This window comes from Pseudomonas sp. NPDC012596 (assembly GCF_042902325.1).
Taxonomy (GTDB): Bacteria; Pseudomonadota; Gammaproteobacteria; order Pseudomonadales; family Pseudomonadaceae; genus Aquipseudomonas.
The window spans coordinates 204913-216493 of record NZ_JBIBEB010000008.1; the positions used below are offsets into that span (position 1 = coordinate 204913).

Below are 11581 nucleotides of genomic sequence, written 5' to 3' on the forward strand. Positions count from 1 at the left end.
CGGTCGATCTCGCCATAATAAAGATAATCGGGAGAACCCCAATGGCCTTGGACATCATTGTTGTAATGATCTATACCGCCGGCATGCTCGGGCTTGGCTGGTATGGCATGCGGCGCGCGAAAACCCACGAAGACTACCTGGTGGCCGGGCGCAACCTGGGCCCCACGCTGTACATGGGCACGATGGCCACCACCGTACTGGGCGGTGCGTCCACCGTTGGCACCGTGCGCCTGGGCTATGTCCACGGCATCTCCGGCTTCTGGCTGTGCGCAGCCTTGGGCCTGGGCATCATCGCCCTCAACCTGTTCCTCGCCAAACCGCTGCTGCGCCTGAAGATCTTCACCGTGACCCAGGTGCTGGAGCGCCGCTACAACCCCATGGCACGCCAGGCCAGCGCCGCGATCATGCTGGCGTACGCGCTGATGATCGGCGTTACCTCGACCCTGGCCATGGCCACGGTCCTGCAGGTGCTGCTCGACTTGCCGTTCTGGATGTCGCTGCTGCTTGGCGGCGGCGTGGTAGTGGTCTACTCGACCATCGGCGGCATGTGGTCGCTGACCCTGACCGACATCGTCCAGTTCGTGATCAAGACCGTGGGCCTGATGTTCATCCTGTTGCCGGTGTGCCTGTACAACGCTGGCGGCTGGGACACCCTGGTAGCCAAGCTGCCGGCGGCCAGCTTCAGCTGGACCACCATCGGCTGGGACACCATCATCACCTACTTCCTGATCTACTTCTTCGGCATCCTGATCGGCCAGGACATCTGGCAGCGGGTATTCACCGCCCGTGACGAGAAGGTGTGCCAACGTGCCGGTACCACGGCAGGCGTGTACTGCGTGGTGTACGGCCTGGCCTGCGCCCTGATCGGCATGGCCGCGCATGTGCTGATGCCAGACCTGGCCAACCCGAACAACGCGTTCGCCGAGATGATCAAGAGCCAGCTGCCTGACGGTATCCGTGGCCTGTTGATGGCCGCCGCCCTGGCCGCGATGATGTCGACTGCCAGTGCCGGCCTGCTGGCCGCTTCGACCACCATTACCGAAGACCTGCTGCCCAAGCTGCGCGGTGGCAAGCAGTCGAGCCTGGGCGTCAGCCGCCTGTTCACCCTGCTCACCGGCCTGGTGGTGCTGGGCATCGCCCTGGCGGTGAACGATGTGATCAGCGCCCTGACCCTGGCTTACAACCTGCTGGTGGGCGGCATGTTGATCCCGCTGATCGGGGCGATCTTCTGGAAGCGTGCGACCACCGCAGGGGCCATCGCCAGCATGTCGCTGGGCTTTGCCACCGCGCTGTTCTTCATGTTCAAGGATGGGCTCGATGCCAACACGCCGATCTACTACAGCCTGGCGGTTGGGCTGGTGAGCTTTGTGCTGGTCAGCGCCCTGTCGCGCAAGCCAGTCGGCGTGGTGAAACTGGCGTAGAAGTGGGCTGGCCGGCGATAAGGCCAGCCCAGCCTACAAAACCTGCACAACCAAAAAAGCCGCGGCATCATCACTGATGCGGCGGCCTTTTTGTTTTCAGCGGCGGCGCGGTTGGCGCCGGCGCTGCTCTTCATCAGTCGGGATCGGCACCGGCTGCAAGGGTGGTGGTATCAGCCCCAAGGCAACAGCCAAGTCGTGGAGCCAGTTGAACATTTGGTTTTTCATAGTGCCCCCTTGACGGGTCAGCCTCACGGTCAATCAATCCTGCGATGTTTCATACAGATCATAGTCCGATGTCCTGTATTACGCATGCCCTTGTTCTTACAGATAAGGGCGAGTTTGACGTGAATCAAGCGGAAACGCTGCATTCCGACGGTTGGTTAATCGTTTCGCTTTGTTGCATATCGACCCACGCCTGCAAATTTGCCCCGCGCATCCCCTGCCGCCACATCAGCCAGGTTACCGCCTGATCGAACGGCGGCTGCAGCCGATGAGCCCGTACGCGGTCACGCCCGGGCAGGCTGTCGAGCATCGATTGGGCCATCAGCGCCACCCCTGCGCCAGCGATCACGCACGCCAGCATGCTCTGGTAGGACTCGATTTCCATCACCCGGCCCATTGGCGTATGCGCGTGGGCATACCAGGCCTCCAGGCGCATGCGGTACGAGCAACCTTGGCGGAAGGTGAACACCGCCTTGCCCGCCACGTCCCGGGCGCTGTGCACGGGGGGGTACTCCGGGCTTGTAATCAGCACCAGTTCCTCTTCGCACAACGGCACACCGTCCAACCCGGCCAGGCTCGGCGGGCCATCCACCAACGCAGCATCCAGGCGGTGGCTGAGCAAGCCTTCGAGCAGTTCGCCGCTGGGCGCTGCCTGCACCTGCAGGTTCACCGCCGGGTACGCCTGGTGGTAGCGCGCCAGCAATGCGGGCAGGTGGATGGCCGCCGTGCTGTACATGGTACCCAGCACGAAATCGCCGGCCGGCTGGCCGCCCTGCACCGCCGCCATGGCTTCATCGCGCAGCGCCGCCAGGCGGTTGGCGTAATCCAGCAGCACTTTGCCGGCTGGCGACAACTGCAAGCGCTGGCGCTCGCGCACAAACAGCTCGACGCCCAGTTGCTCTTCAAGTTGGCGCAGGCGTGTGGACAGGTTGGAAGGCACACGGTGCAAGCGCTCGGCAGCCCGGGTGATAGAGCCCTCTTCGGCGACGGCCTGAAAGATACGCAGCTGGCTGAATTCCACGACATTCTCCAAAACAGAACAACTTGATCATCATTATTCAATTTTATTGAAAGCGAAAGCACCCTAACCTGCCTTCCATCGCTTACATCCGTGCAGGAGTGTCCTCATGTCGCCGTTCGTACAACTGCTGGCCAGCGCCGTGGCCCTGATGATGGCCATGGGCATCGGCCGCTTTGCCCTCACCCCGCAACTCCCGCAGCTGATCGCTGAAGGCCAGTTCGACCTGACCGCCGCCGGCCTGGTGGCGGCGGCCAACTACCTGGGTTACTTCCTGGGTGCGGCAGATGCAATGTTCGCCCGCAAGCCGGGCCAGGTCAGGCTGCGCCTGCAGGGCGGCCTGTGGCTTTGTGTGGTGCTGACCTTGGCCTCGTGGGCTGCGCAAGGGTTCTGGAGCCACCTGCTGCTGCGCTTTGGTACCGGTGTGGCCAGTGCCTGGGTGCTGGTGATGATCACCAGCCTCAGCCAACAGGTGGCCAACGCCCACAACCGCCAGCGCCTGGGTGCCCTGGTGTTCGCCGGGCCGGGCCTGGGCATCGCCCTCACCGGCCTGCTGGCACTGGGTGCACACCTGCTGGGCCTGGGCTCGGCAGCGTTATGGTTGGTGTATGCCGTGGCGGCGCTGGTGATGTTGCTGGCGGTACGCCCTTGGCTGCCCCGCGCCATGGAGCCTGCGTTACCCGCGAAGGTTGTGCCGGGTGCTACCCGCCGCGTGGGTATCGGCCGCCTTGCCTTGGTGTATGCCTTGTACGGCGTCGGCTACATCCTGCCGGCGACTTTCCTGTCGCAGATGGCCAACCACCAGTTCCAGGGCAACTGGATGGCCGACCTGTTCTGGCCGGCGTTTGGCGTGGCTGCTGCATTGGGCGTGGTCTTGGTGAGCCTGCGGCGCGGTGGCCGGACATCGGCTTGGCTGACCGCAACCTTGTGGCTGCAAGGCCTGGGGGTACTGGCCTGCCTGATGGGCGGCGGCCTTGGCCTGGCCTTGGGCGTGGTGCTGTGCGGGACGCCGTTTCTGGCCTGCATGCAGCTGGTGATGCAACGCTCGCGGGAACTGGCGCCGCATGCCACGCAACGTAATGCCGGGCTGCTGACTGCGTGCTTTGCCCTGGGGCAATTGAGCGGGCCATTGCTGGCCGCGCTGAGCAACCATTACAGCGGGAGCCTGCAACCGGCGCTGATGCTGGCGGCTGCAGGGTTGGGGCTGGCGGGGGTGTTGGTGCTTACCGGCACCCGCAACAGCCAGAGCTGCCGAATTGCAGGGCGGGTCGCCTGATCAACCAAGGCTGATCAGAACCGGTCCTATCGCCGGCAAGCCGGCTCCCACATGTGCTGCGCGGGTCTTGAATGCTGTGAAGGGCCCGTGACAGTTACGTCTATCCCACAAACCTGCGCAATTGCTGCTTCACCCAAGGCTCGGCACTGACCAGCACCACCCCGAGCAACACCATCACAGCCCCGAGCACAAAATTCACACTCAAGGGCTCATCGAGCAGCAGCACGCCGAAGGTCACGCCGAACAAAGGGGTGATGAACGAAAACACCGCCAGGTTCGAGGCCAGGTACTTACGCAGCAACCAGAACCACGTCAGGTAACTGACGAACGAGACCACAATGCCTTGGAACAACACACTGCCGATCGCCAACGGCGTCCACGACACCCTGCCGATCTGCCCGCTTAGCAAGGCAATGAAGAGCAACCCGACAAAGCCGACCGCCAGCTGATAAAACAAGGTCAATGTCGCCGGCGCCTCCGACAACCGCGAGCCACGCACCACCACCGTGGTCGCGCCCCAGGCAAGCCCGGCCAGCACACCAAAGGCATCGCCCAGCAGCATGCGCCCGTCCATCTCTGCAAACGACACCCCCCCGGCAAACGCCGTGGCAATGCCGCCAAAGGCCAGCAGGATACCCAGCCACTGCAGCAGGCGCAGGCGCTCGCTGGGCAGCATGAAGTGCAGCCCAAGGGCCGTGAATACCGGTGCGGTATAGAGGAAGACAGACATGTGCGCCGCCGAGGTGAGCTTCAGCCCCTCGGCAATAAACAGGAACTCCACGCCAAACAGCGCGCCAGCCAGCAGCCCGCCTCGCCAGGTACTGCTTACCTGGCCCCAGCCACCGCGCCAGCAGATCATCAACCCCACCAGCACGGCAGCCAGGCCATTACGCAGCGCTGCCTGCATCACCGGGGCAATGTCGACCGCCGCCGTTTTGATCAGTACCTGTTGGCAACCCCAGATCAGGCACAGCCCCAGCATCACCTGGAAGGCAAAGGCATCAGGGTTCTTGCGGGCCGCGCTCATGGGCGGCCCTCCCGGTAGATCGATGGCATGGGCATGGCTCGGCAGACTTCAAGGAATACCGATTATCGGTTTTCCATGCCCAACCTTGCCAGCCTCAAAACGACCTCAAGCGATCTGCGCTTTTGCAGACACGTGCACGAAGGTGGTTTCGTCCAGCGCATCTTCCTGTTCATCCAGCACCTGACGAGGGTGCTCGAAGCCCGGGATGCTGCTGTCGATCAGGCTCAACAGCCGCGAACCCCGCTCGGTGAGCACGAAGTTCTCGCCGTTGCCGCCCTCCTCAGGCGGGCGGCTTTCGACAAAGCCGCGCTCGAACAGCAGTTTCTCGTACTCGCAGGCACGGGTTTTCAGATGGTCGACATCCCCCACCGGCTGGCCCTCGGCGGCCTTGGCCGCAGCGTGCTGCTCGGCATAGGGGCGTGGCGTGAAGCTGTGACCGGCACCGTTCTGCACCTCGTGCAGCAAGCGCTCGATCAGGTCCCAGTCGTAGGTGGTGCTCATGGCAGTGGCCTCTTGCTGTGGACGAAAGGAGTACACAGCTTGGGACCGGTGGGGGGTCTGCAGCGTTCCAAAAGATCTCAGCGCTGGCGCTGCTGAGCTTGCATGTATTGACGCAGCAGCTGATTGATCCGTGTCTGATAACCCGCACCTTGATCCTTGAACCATGCAAGCACATCAGAATCCAGGCGGATAGTCACTGCCTGCTTCGCCGGCACTCGCAGTTCGGCCTGCTGAAAAAAAGCCTCGTCCAACGCCGGAATATCCGAGGTATCTATGTCTTTGTCGTCCATCTGAGCCAGGCGGCTCCAATCAGTTTTCGAGGATTTGATCATAGTATTTGGCCTCCCATCTGGTGGCTTTACGTGCAGATATAATACGGATGACCTCACCCTGCCTCTCCGTGTACACGACCACGCCAAGCAGGGCCTTGAGCCATCCCAGGCCTATCCAGCGCTCCTCAGCGTAATCTGCGCGATCATCCCGCAAGGTCAACATAGGATGGTTGAACATGTCGGGCACATCAGCGAAGTCGATACCGTGCTTGCGGATATTGGTTTGATTTTTCGTTGCGTCCCACTCAAATATCATGGGGCGCCTTGTATTTACAGATGTACATACGATACCTCCTCTTTGATTGCGAGACTAGGAGAACCTTGCACACGCATCAATGGGCCAGGAGGCTATTCAGAAAAGGCCTACAGCCGCGAGGGAAATCGGAGACCCTCTCGTCACTAGCGCTGAACTTCCAAGCCCCTCGGTCCCTCCATCCATCATGACCACCGCCGGAGGTATAAAGGATGAAACCGCTGCTGCGCATCGCCTGTGCAACCGCCCTGTTCTGCACCCTGCCCGCCTGGGCATGCACGCCGGAAGAGGCCACACAGAAACGTGAAGAACTGGCCGGGCTGGTGAGCCAGCTGACCGAACAGAACCCGCAGAAGGCCAAGGAGATCAACGATGAGCTCCAGGGGATGGAGCTGGGGACGGCGAGCAAGGATTTGCCCGACAAGTGTCAGCTGATCGACAAGCGGATCAAGGAGTTGAAGGAGGCGGAGAAAAAAGCCGACTAGGGGTCGGCTTTTTCGCGATGGCGCAGGCTAATTACTCAGCCGCAGGCTTGCGCTTTTTCAGCGGCGCCAGGCCATCGGAGCTGGTCAGCGGTGCGTTGGCCTTCGGCTTGGCAGTAGGCTTGCGCTTGGCATTGGCTTTCTTGTCGCCGCTCTTCTTCTCGGTCTTTTTCTTCTTGGTGCCGGCAGCCTTGCCCGACGCCTTGACCTTCTTCGGCCCGTTGTAGGTGCCTTTCACTTCCTTGATCACCCGGCGTTCGAACTGCTGCTTGAGGTAGCGCTCGATGCTGGACATCAGGTTCCAGTCATTGTGGGTGATCAGCGAGATCGCCAGGCCTTCGCCGCCGGCACGGCCAGTACGGCCGATACGGTGTACGTACTCGTCGCCGCTGCGCGGCATGTCGAAGTTGATCACCAGGTCCAGGCCGTCGATGTCCAGGCCACGGGCCGCCACGTCGGTGGCGACCAGCACCTTGGAGCTGCCCTGCTTGAAGCGCTCGATGGCCAGCTTGCGGTCCTTCTGGTCCTTTTCACCGTGCAGCACGAAGGCCTTCACATCCTTGGCCACCAGGTGGCCGTAGATGCGGTCGGCGAGCACGCGGGTGTTGGTGAAGATGATCGCCTTGTCGAATTTTTCGTTGGCCAGCAGCCACTGCACGATCGCCTCTTTGTGCTGGTCGTGGTCAGCGGTGATGACCTGCTGGCGGGTGCCTTCGGCCAGCTGCGAGACACTGTTGAGCATCAGGTGCTCAGGGTCTTTCAGCACCTTGCCGATGATGTCGCGCAGGGCCGCACCGCCAGTGGTGGCAGAGAACAGCAGGGTTTGCTCGCGGTTCTCGCACTCCTTGCACAGGCGCTCCATATCTTCGGCAAAGCCCATGTCGAGCATGCGGTCGGCTTCGTCGAGGATCAGCACCTGCACGTGGGACAGGTCGAGGTTGCCGGCATTGAGCTGTTCGAGCAGGCGGCCCGGGGTGCCGATCAGCACATCCGGCACCTTGCGCAGCATGGCGGCTTGTTCCTTGAAGTCTTCACCGCCAGTGACCAGGCCCGCCTTGATGTAGGTGAACTGCGAGAACAGCTGCACTTGCTTGAGGGTCTGCTGGGCCAGCTCGCGGGTTGGCAGCAGGATCAGCGCACGGATCTCGACGCGCCCGCCTTTCAGGTCGACCAGGCGGTTGAGCAGCGGCAGGACGAAAGCTGCGGTCTTGCCGCTGCCGGTCTGCGCGGTCACGCGCAGGTCGCGCCCTTGCAGGGCCAGGGGGATGGCCGCGGCCTGCACCGGGGTTGGCTCGACGAATTTAAGCTCGGCCACGGCTTTAAGCAGGCGTTCATGCAGGGCGAATTGGGAGAACACGGAGGTAACCTCAGGCAAGTGCGGGGAAATTCAGTTGCATAGGGTAACGTTTTCTGCCGCCGTAGCCGAATTTCTTTTGGCAACTTTGTCGCCATCCGCGCTCTAATGGCGCTTCGTTTCGCAAGCAAAGACCGTTCTAAAGCTCATGGATATGCAAAAAATCTGGCGTGACAGCCTCGACCTGTGGGGCACCCTCGACCAGCACCCCATGCTCCACGCCGCCATCGGCCTGGCCGTGCTGCTGCTGATTTCCCTGGTAATGGGCCGCCTGGCGCGGTTTCTGGTCCTGCATGCCACGCGCCTGCTGGCACGCCAGCAAGCGCTCAAGTGGCTCGACGACCTGCGTCACAACAAGGTTTTCCACCGCCTGGCACAAACCACACCATCGTTGGTCATCCAGTTTGGCCTGAAGCTGGTGCCGGAGCTGTCCGACACCGCCCAGCACTTCCTCGGCAATGTCGCGCTGGCCTTTACCCTGCTGTTCATGACCCTGGCGCTGTCGTGCCTGCTCGATGGCCTGCTGGACATCTATGCCCGCACCGAACACGCCCGCACCCGCTCGATCAAGGGCTACGTGCAGCTGGCCAAGATGATGCTGTGGATCTTCGCCTCCATTGTCATCGTCGCCACCTTGATCGACCGCTCGCCACTGTTGCTGCTGTCGGGCCTGGGTGCCATGTCGGCGGTGCTGCTGTTGGTGTACAAGGACACCCTGCTGTCGTTCGTCGCCAGCGTGCAGCTGACCAGCAACGACATGCTGCACGTAGGTGACTGGATCGAAATGCCCCAGGTCGGCGCTGACGGCGATGTGGTGGACATCACCTTGCACACGGTGAAGGTGCAGAACTTCGACAAGACCATCGTCTCCATCCCCACCTGGCGCCTGATGAGCGAGTCGTTCCGCAACTACCGCGGCATGCAGCAATCGGGCGGGCGGCGGATCAAGCGCAGCCTGTTCATCGATGCGGCCGGTGTGCGATTTTTGACCCGCGAGGAAGAACAGCGCCTGAGCGGGGTGCGCCTGCTGGGTGACTACCTGGCCGGCAAGCGCCAGGAGCTGCAGACCTGGAACGAGGCGCTGGGGCCGGTGGCGGAGCTTGCTGCCAACCGCCGCAAGCTGACCAACATCGGCACCTTCCGCGCCTTTGCCCTGGCTTACCTCAGGAACCACCCCAATGTGCACCAGGGCATGACCTGCATGGTCCGGCAGATGCAGACCGGCGCCGAAGGGGTGCCGCTGGAGATCTACTGCTTCACCACGACCACGGTGTGGGCCGAGTACGAGCGGATTCAGGGGGATATCTTCGATTACCTGCTGGCGGTGTTGCCGGAGTTTGGGTTGAGTTTGTATCAGCAGCCGAGCGGGAATGACATGCGGGTGGGGTTGGCTGGGCGTGTGCCGCAGCGGCTGGAAGAAATGAGCGAGGCTTGAGATTGTCGGGGCCGCTTTGCGGCCCTATCGCCGCGGTTCGGCGCCCCGGCAAGCCAGCTCCTACAGGTACAGCGCAAGCCCGAGACCTGCGCAAAACCTGTAGGAGCGGGCTTGCCCGCGATAGGGCCCTTGACTACCCCGCATACCCCAGCAGGTACAACAACCCGGTCAAGGTCACCAGCGAAGCCACCGTCGACAACAGGATCGTCCGCGAAATCAGCCCCGCCTCCCGGTTGTAGTACTCGGCCAACATGAACGGCCCGGTCCCGGTTGGCAGCGCCGCCAGCAGCACGGCGGACGCCGCCCACATCGTCGGCAGGCTGAACACCTTGAACGCCAGCACCCAGGTCAACGCCGGCTGCCCCACCAGCTTCATCGCCACCAGTGGCCAAGGGCTGGCCTGGGCGCCCGTGCGTTTTTCTGCCAGAAACGCCCCCAACGACACCAGCGCGCACGGCGTGGTGGCCAAGGCCAGCATGTCGAGAAAGTGCACCACCGGTTCCGCCAGGCCCAAGCCCGACATGGCCCAGGCAGCCCCCACCACCGGCGAAATCACCAACGGGTTCTTCGCCAGCGCCTTGCACACCACCACCATGGCGCGGCCAATCTGCCGCTCCTCCTGCAGGCCGACCTCGATGAGCGTCAGCGAGATCGCGAACACCAGGCACACCACGATCAGCGACGAAATCAGCGCCGGCTGCAGCCCTGGCTGGCCGAACAGCAGCAGGCACAGCGGGATGCCGATATAGCCGGTGTTGGCATACCCCGCGCTAAGCCCGTCGATGCTGGCCGCCACCAGGCCATGGCCGCTGTACAGGCGCCAACCCAGCGTGGCCACGAACATCGCCAGCGCCCCCGCACCAAACGCGACGATAAAGCCCGGGTGCCAGATCTCACTCCAGGTCGCGGTGGCCGTCACCTTGAACAGCAAGGCCGGCAGGCACAGCCAGACCACCATCTTGTTGATCTCGGCCGCAGCCCTTTCGCCAAGCTTGTTGGTGCGACGGCTCAGGTAACCGACCAGGATCAGGGCAAAGATCGGCGCGACGATGACGAAGATGGTGTGCATATCACGCCTTGCGGGGCAACGGTGCTTCAGCGCGGCTGCCCAGGCGGCTGAGCCACACCGACGCCAGGATGATCGCACCACCGATGAACAGCCGCCCCAGGGGCTCGTGCTGGTTCCAGATCAGCAGGTTGAGCAGCAGCCCCACCGGCACGTGCAAGTTGTTCATCACCGCCAGGGTGCCACCGGAAACCATGCACGCGCCCTTGTTCCACCAGTACAGCCCCAGCGCCGTCGGGCACAGGCCGAGGAACAGCAGCACCAGCCATTGCACGTCGGTGCTCGGCAGGTGCTGGGCGTTGCCGAACAGCAGGAAGGCCGGCAGCACCACGATCAATGCGCCCAGGTAGAAGTAGCCGAAGCGCTTGTAGTGCGGCAGGTCGCTGGGGTGGCGAGCGACCAGGTGGCGGTACAACACCTGGCCGGCGGCGTAGGTGAAGTTGGCCAGTTGCAGCAGCAGGAAGCCGATGAAGAAGTCGCCACTGATGCTGTCGAAGCGAATAACCGCCGCGCCCGCGACCGCTACCAGGGCCGCAAGCAGTGCCCAAGGGTTGAAGCGGCGGTTAAGGGCATCTTCGATCAAGGTCACGTGCAGCGGGGTGAGGATGGTGAACAGCAGCACCTCCGGCACCGTCAGCACGCGGAAGCTCAGGTACAGGCAGACATAGGTGATGCCGTATTGCAGCGCGCCGATCAGCAGCATCGAACGCAAGAACCGCGGCTCGACCTGGCGCCAGCGGGTCAGCGGCAGGAACACCAGCCCCGCCAGCAACACCCGCGCGAGCACGGCGAAGTAACTGTCGACGTGCCCAGCCAGGTACTCGCCGATCAGGCTGAAGGAAAACGCCTGGATCAGCGCGACGATTATCAGGTAGCCCATGGTTGCCTCTCGTAAATCAAGCCCGCGACCTTAGCGGGTTGCGGCTGATGTGTTCAACCATGAGGAATGTGGGGGCTGCGCTTTTTTTGTGGGGGCGGCCTTGCCGGGGCGCCGGACCGGTCGGAAAGAGATGAGTAGCGGCCCCTGGGGTTTCATTTCACCTCAGGGATGCTGGGGCTGCGTTGCAGCCCATCGCCGGCAAGCCAGCTCCCACAGGCATGGACTGCCCCCCAAAAGTTGGACAGTTCTAAGCTGCAGCCTGAGCCCTGTACTCCACAGGGCTCAGGCCATTGAGCCTCAGCTTGATGCGATCA

The 11581-nt window shown here is 62.8% G+C and carries 13 protein-coding genes; 4 read left to right on the forward strand and 9 right to left on the reverse strand.

The genetic code is table 11. The features are described 5' to 3' along the window. Positions 1-41: 41 nt before the first annotated feature. Positions 42-1421 (forward strand): sodium:solute symporter, encoded by a 1380-nt coding sequence (locus ACFY68_RS12680; protein WP_387527529.1) that lies wholly within the window; start codon positions 42-44, stop codon positions 1419-1421. Between the two features lie 96 nt (positions 1422-1517). On the opposite strand, the gene ACFY68_RS12685 is transcribed toward ACFY68_RS12680, so the two are convergent. Both ACFY68_RS12685 and ACFY68_RS12690 read right to left on the reverse strand, forming a co-directional pair. Continuing rightward, positions 1518-1646: a PA1414 family protein gene (locus ACFY68_RS12685; protein ID WP_008090807.1), complete on the reverse strand. Its 129-nt coding sequence runs from the start codon at positions 1644-1646 to the stop codon at positions 1518-1520. A 124-nt stretch (positions 1647-1770) separates the two neighbouring features. Continuing rightward, positions 1771-2664, reverse strand: coding sequence for a LysR substrate-binding domain-containing protein (locus tag ACFY68_RS12690; protein ID WP_387527532.1), 894 nt, complete (start codon positions 2662-2664; stop codon positions 1771-1773). Positions 2665-2770: 106 nt separating this feature from the next. On the opposite strand from ACFY68_RS12690, the gene ACFY68_RS12695 reads away from it, so the two are divergent. Further along, entirely contained in the window at positions 2771-3937 is a 1167-nt protein-coding gene (locus tag ACFY68_RS12695; RefSeq protein WP_387527535.1) for an MFS transporter, read from the forward strand. Positions 3938-4037: 100 nt separating this feature from the next. Here ACFY68_RS12695 and ACFY68_RS12700 read toward each other — a convergent pair whose 3' ends face one another. The 4 genes from ACFY68_RS12700 to ACFY68_RS12715 form a co-directional block, all read right to left on the reverse strand. Beyond that, a complete protein-coding gene (locus ACFY68_RS12700) occupies positions 4038-4964 on the reverse strand; it encodes a DMT family transporter (protein ID WP_387527538.1) in 927 nt (308 codons plus the stop codon). Between the two features lie 105 nt (positions 4965-5069). Further along, positions 5070-5465, reverse strand: a complete 396-nt coding sequence (locus ACFY68_RS12705; RefSeq protein ID WP_387527541.1) for a transcriptional regulator — start codon at positions 5463-5465, stop codon at positions 5070-5072. A 77-nt stretch (positions 5466-5542) separates the two neighbouring features. Beyond that, positions 5543-5797 (reverse strand): BrnA antitoxin family protein, encoded by a 255-nt coding sequence (locus tag ACFY68_RS12710; protein WP_387527544.1) that lies wholly within the window; start codon positions 5795-5797, stop codon positions 5543-5545. After that, on the reverse strand, positions 5775-6053 hold the full coding sequence (locus ACFY68_RS12715; protein ID WP_387527547.1) for a BrnT family toxin: 279 nt from the start codon (positions 6051-6053) through the stop codon (positions 5775-5777). Before ACFY68_RS12715 ends, ACFY68_RS12710 begins: the two co-directional genes overlap by 23 nt. Positions 6054-6262: 209 nt before the next feature. On the opposite strand from ACFY68_RS12715, the gene ACFY68_RS12720 reads away from it, so the two are divergent. After that, positions 6263-6535, forward strand: a complete 273-nt coding sequence (locus tag ACFY68_RS12720; RefSeq protein ID WP_387527550.1) for a hypothetical protein — start codon at positions 6263-6265, stop codon at positions 6533-6535. A 31-nt stretch (positions 6536-6566) separates the two neighbouring features. On the opposite strand, the gene ACFY68_RS12725 is transcribed toward ACFY68_RS12720, so the two are convergent. Beyond that, positions 6567-7889 carry a DEAD/DEAH box helicase gene (locus tag ACFY68_RS12725; protein WP_387527553.1) on the reverse strand — a complete coding sequence of 441 codons (1323 nt, stop codon included), beginning with the start codon at positions 7887-7889 and terminating at the stop codon, positions 6567-6569. Positions 7890-8034: 145 nt separating this feature from the next. On the opposite strand from ACFY68_RS12725, the gene ACFY68_RS12730 reads away from it, so the two are divergent. Next, positions 8035-9321, forward strand: coding sequence for a mechanosensitive ion channel family protein (locus ACFY68_RS12730; RefSeq protein ID WP_387527556.1), 1287 nt, complete (start codon positions 8035-8037; stop codon positions 9319-9321). Between the two features lie 133 nt (positions 9322-9454). Here the strand turns inward: ACFY68_RS12730 and ACFY68_RS12735 are convergent, their stop codons facing one another. Continuing rightward, positions 9455-10390, reverse strand: a complete 936-nt coding sequence (locus ACFY68_RS12735; RefSeq protein WP_387527559.1) for an AEC family transporter — start codon at positions 10388-10390, stop codon at positions 9455-9457. Position 10391: 1 nt separating this feature from the next. Continuing rightward, the gene (locus ACFY68_RS12740; RefSeq protein ID WP_387527562.1) at positions 10392-11267 is read right to left on the reverse strand and encodes a carboxylate/amino acid/amine transporter; all 876 of its coding nucleotides are present in this window, start codon (positions 11265-11267) and stop codon (positions 10392-10394) included. Between the last annotated feature and the right edge of the window lie 314 nt (positions 11268-11581).

What these genes read in the sequence shown, in the direction of transcription:
- ACFY68_RS12680 (WP_387527529.1), top strand. Translation starts at nt 42, where the DNA reads ATGGCCTTGGACATCATTGTTGTAATGATCTATACCGCCGGCATGCTC.
- ACFY68_RS12685 (WP_008090807.1), bottom strand. Translation starts at nt 1,646, where the DNA reads ATGAAAAACCAAATGTTCAACTGGCTCCACGACTTGGCTGTTGCCTTG.
- ACFY68_RS12695 (WP_387527535.1), top strand. Translation starts at nt 2,771, where the DNA reads ATGTCGCCGTTCGTACAACTGCTGGCCAGCGCCGTGGCCCTGATGATG.
- ACFY68_RS12700 (WP_387527538.1), bottom strand. Translation starts at nt 4,964, where the DNA reads ATGAGCGCGGCCCGCAAGAACCCTGATGCCTTTGCCTTCCAGGTGATG.
- ACFY68_RS12705 (WP_387527541.1), bottom strand. Translation starts at nt 5,465, where the DNA reads ATGAGCACCACCTACGACTGGGACCTGATCGAGCGCTTGCTGCACGAG.
- ACFY68_RS12710 (WP_387527544.1), bottom strand. Translation starts at nt 5,797, where the DNA reads ATGATCAAATCCTCGAAAACTGATTGGAGCCGCCTGGCTCAGATGGAC.
- ACFY68_RS12715 (WP_387527547.1), bottom strand. Translation starts at nt 6,053, where the DNA reads ATGATATTTGAGTGGGACGCAACGAAAAATCAAACCAATATCCGCAAG.
- ACFY68_RS12720 (WP_387527550.1), top strand. Translation starts at nt 6,263, where the DNA reads ATGAAACCGCTGCTGCGCATCGCCTGTGCAACCGCCCTGTTCTGCACC.
- ACFY68_RS12730 (WP_387527556.1), top strand. Translation starts at nt 8,035, where the DNA reads ATGGATATGCAAAAAATCTGGCGTGACAGCCTCGACCTGTGGGGCACC.
- ACFY68_RS12735 (WP_387527559.1), bottom strand. Translation starts at nt 10,390, where the DNA reads ATGCACACCATCTTCGTCATCGTCGCGCCGATCTTTGCCCTGATCCTG.
- ACFY68_RS12740 (WP_387527562.1), bottom strand. Translation starts at nt 11,267, where the DNA reads ATGGGCTACCTGATAATCGTCGCGCTGATCCAGGCGTTTTCCTTCAGC.